The sequence below is a fragment of the Lactiplantibacillus sp. 7.2.4 genome, from assembly GCF_018991185.1.
Taxonomy (GTDB): Bacteria; Bacillota; Bacilli; order Lactobacillales; family Lactobacillaceae; genus Lactiplantibacillus; species Lactiplantibacillus pentosus.
Genome location: NZ_JAGYGS010000109.1, coordinates 1 through 3,604, shown reverse-complemented (window position 1 = coordinate 3,604; position 3,604 = coordinate 1). Strand labels below are relative to the sequence as shown.

3 protein-coding genes are annotated in these 3,604 nt (G+C 35.5%); all 3 read left to right on the top strand.

Annotation, left to right across the window (positions count from 1 at the left end; all coding sequences use genetic code 11):
* Nucleotides 1-282: 282 nt before the first annotated feature.
* Genes KGF70_RS16530 through KGF70_RS16520 form a run of 3 tightly spaced genes read left to right on the top strand, consistent with a single transcriptional unit; the run spans nucleotide 283 to nucleotide 3,480 of the window.
* The gene (locus KGF70_RS16530) at nucleotides 283-1,674 is read left to right on the top strand and encodes an MFS transporter (protein ID WP_041142890.1); all 1,392 of its coding nucleotides are present in this window, start codon (nucleotides 283-285) and stop codon (nucleotides 1,672-1,674) included.
* The gene (locus KGF70_RS16525; RefSeq protein ID WP_014940864.1) at nucleotides 1,674-2,336 is read left to right on the top strand and encodes an HD domain-containing protein; all 663 of its coding nucleotides are present in this window, start codon (nucleotides 1,674-1,676) and stop codon (nucleotides 2,334-2,336) included. The genes KGF70_RS16530 and KGF70_RS16525 overlap by 1 nt, the downstream gene beginning before the upstream one ends.
* A complete protein-coding gene (locus KGF70_RS16520; RefSeq protein ID WP_053339310.1) occupies nucleotides 2,326-3,480 on the top strand; it encodes an S-adenosyl-L-homocysteine hydrolase in 1,155 nt (384 codons plus the stop codon). The genes KGF70_RS16525 and KGF70_RS16520 overlap by 11 nt, the downstream gene beginning before the upstream one ends.
* Nucleotides 3,481-3,604 lie beyond the last annotated feature (124 nt).

The window sequence follows — 3,604 nt, the reverse complement described above, 5'->3', positions numbered from 1 at the left end:
ATTAAAATTTCTAACTTAATTTGACATTTGAAGTCTATTATTAAACTTTGCCACCGTCTTAAACGGCTCTACATGGGAAGCCCTGTTCTAGCGGGGCTTCCTTTTTCTGTTTACATTATAGCATGGCTATAACGGACTTGCGACTATTTTAAGTGTAGTTTCTCAAAGGCTAGAGAAACTATTGTTCGTTCTTGAAAATATGTAGGAGCAACGGCCTAAGAACCATATATAGTGGTATAATATGTAATAAAAACTATATGTAGTGTTTGGAAGGTGCAATTCTTGGTTCAAGAGAAACACAACAAACTATTGAGCGCAATAATTTCGATTGGTCTTTTAAGCTTTTTAGGAATAGTGGTTGAAACAGCGTTAAACATAACCTTCCCACAATTAACAACGTATTTTTCTATACCTATCAGTCAAGTTCAATGGTTGACTACTGGTTATATGCTAGTCTCAACTAGTTTGATTCCATTGGGTTCATTCTTTTTAAGACGGTTTCGTGTGGTAACTTTATTTAGAGTTTCGTGCTTAAGCTTTTTAGTCGGTACGTTGATTGCAAGCTTTTCCAACAGCTTTAATTTAGTTTTGCTAGGCCGCTTATGTCAAGGCATTGCTGATGGAATCGCGTTACCGTTGATGTTTGCTGTCATACTAGATCAAGTGCCAAAGAAAAAAGTTGGCACTTTTATGGGGCTAGGTAGCTTAGTTATTGCCTTTGCACCAGCAGTGGGTCCCATATATGGTGGCATAATTCAGGACACATTCAATTGGCATTTTTTATTTATAATTTTAATACCAATTATTATGGTTACCTGGCTGCTTGGTGAGCTTAGCATTGAACAAAGTTCACCGGTTCATTACGTTCCCTTTGATGTCCGTGGGGGCATTTTCTTGGCCATTTTTTTGACAACGACGTTGATGTTTATTGTTAACTTGACTGCTAACAGTAGCTCTTTTAAATTGTATTTATTTTTACTAGGAACAGCTTTTTTTAGTGGCTTACTTTTCCTTCTTAATGAGAAGCATAAGAGCCATAAATTGTTGGAATTAAGTCTCTTTAAAAACAAACGCTTTTTGCAGTTGTTAAGTGCTTTTTTTCTATTGCAATTCAGTTCTTTGAGTATGTCATACTTAATCCCTAATGTGCTACAAATACTTTTTGCCCAGTCACCTGGTTTGGTAGGTTTTCTAATTGCTCCTGCCGCTGTGATTGATGCAGTGCTATCGGTGGTTGCTGGTATTATTTACGATAAAACTGCACCCCGCTTACCCATTATAAGTGGCTGTATAATCATTGGACTGACCTTTTTGGGCGCCAACCTATTTACACCAAGTATTGGCGGGCTGGTTTTAATATATATGCTTTTTATGGTGGGATTGAGCTTTAGCTACAGTAACATCATGACCTATAGTTTGTCTCAATTACCTGCTGGGTTAGTAAATGATGGTAATTCGATTTATATGACGGTTCAAGCTTATTCAGGAGCAGTTGGAATTGCAATATCGTCCTCTATTGTTTCTTTATTGCAGAAACAACAAGGGAGTGTAATTTCAGGGACAAAATGGGGGTTAGCAATCAATTTCTTGATTTTGTTTTTTGTTGCCGTATTCACAATTTCTCTATGCTTGATAGCTTTACGAAATAAAGTAATTAAAGGAGATAAAGAGTAATGAGTTTAGATGATATAAAATCATTTTCTAAAGAAAATATGGCCTTTGATCCAACTGGGCATGATTTTCTTCATGCCCAAAGAGTGGCTAAGTTAGCTCAGAAAATATATACAGAAGATTTTAAAAAAGATGAAACTGATATTGGTCTGTATGTTGTGAAAGCAGCTAGCTATTTGCATGACACCATAGACGAAAAAGTCACTGCAGATAAAAAGAATAGACTGAGAGAAGTACGAATTATACTTAGCCATGAGAATATTGCAACTCCGGCTAGAGAAGACATTTTAGATATTATCCAACATATGTCATATTCTGACAACATTGAACACCATTACCAGCTTTCTAACGAAGGTAAATGTGTTCAGGACGCTGATAGACTTGATGCACTAGGTGCAATCGGCATAGCACGTGCATTTGCTTACGGCGGGCACGCTGGACAGGAAATATACGATCCCAAAATATCAGTGAAGGAAATCAAAACACACGATGATTATCGCCATCACAAAAGTACAACCATCAATCACTTTTATGAAAAGCTACTGAAATTAGCAAGTTCAATGAATACCAGAACGGGAAAGCAAGAAGCCAGTCGTCGAACAAAGTATATGCGTGATTTCTTATCTGAATTCCAAATGGAAACAGGTGTAAAAGATGAGACATAATGAGTATCTATTAGATAAATCGTATTTCGAAAAAGTCGCTGCGCTTTTTAATAAAGGGCAGTCTGATCCCCAAAAAATCCTTGTCGTAGAGCACGCCGTGATTAACAGTTTGGATTTTATAGACTATTTATGTGAACACTACGAAGTGTACTTTATACCCAAGCCCAAAAGTATTGATCGTAAAGTCCTTAAACATTTATCAAAGACTTGTACAATATTAGATGTTTCTAGGAAAGAATTAGCAGGCGTTGATACACCTAACTTGATAAAGGAAATTGTCGGACAGGACACGTTTGCAATTATTGATATTGGTGGGTATTTTGTACCAAGATTAAGTGACATTCAGAAACAGTTTAAAGGTCAATTGGTTAAAATAATCGAGGATACGGAAAATGGCTACCAAAAGTATGAAGATAAGCTGTCCAATAATTCAATATCAGTCCCAATACTATCAGTGGCAAGAAGTTCTTTAAAAATTGAGGAAGATTTTTTGGTTGGACATGAGATTGTAGTCAAATCCGAAATCTTTTTAGCAGATTATGGAACGACGCTTTTAGGCAAGAAAGTACTAGTTATTGGCTATGGTAAAGTTGGCTCCAGTATAGCGGGTAATTTAAGAAAACGTGGTGCAATAGTCATAGTTGCTGATAAAAGGGCAATACGATTAGCTAACGCATTAGCCCATGGGTACCAAATAACTAATGATATATATACTGAGCTAATTGACGTTGATATTGTGTATATAGCTAATGGAGAGAAGTCTATTGATACTCTTCAACTAAAAAAATTGGATTTGAAACATACTTTATATAGCTTTTCTGTAACTTCAGCGGACGATACTTTTAAAAATAGTCAAATGATCAACAAATTACCCCACTATGGACACAATGGTGGGTATAAAATTTTAAAAACTAAAAGCAATAGGACTGTTATTCTAGCAAATTCAGGGAACGCAATTAATTTCACATACTCTATATCAACATTAGCTTCCTACGTCCAATTAACACAGGCTGAAATGGCAGTTATACTACAAAAAGACATTTCAGGTGAAGAAAATCAGGGAATTGTTGAATTAAATGAAAACGACAGAGAAAAAATTGCTAAAGAATGGTTGGCAGAGATATTTGAAGTTGTTAAAAGTTGAATTAAATAAAAAAGCTTAAAGAATTATACAAATAAGCTCTGGTTGCTACCGACAAAGAGATTTTAAGCTGTTTTTAGTTGCTGCTAAACTTTGATCGTAGTATTAAACAAAAATACCTTATTAA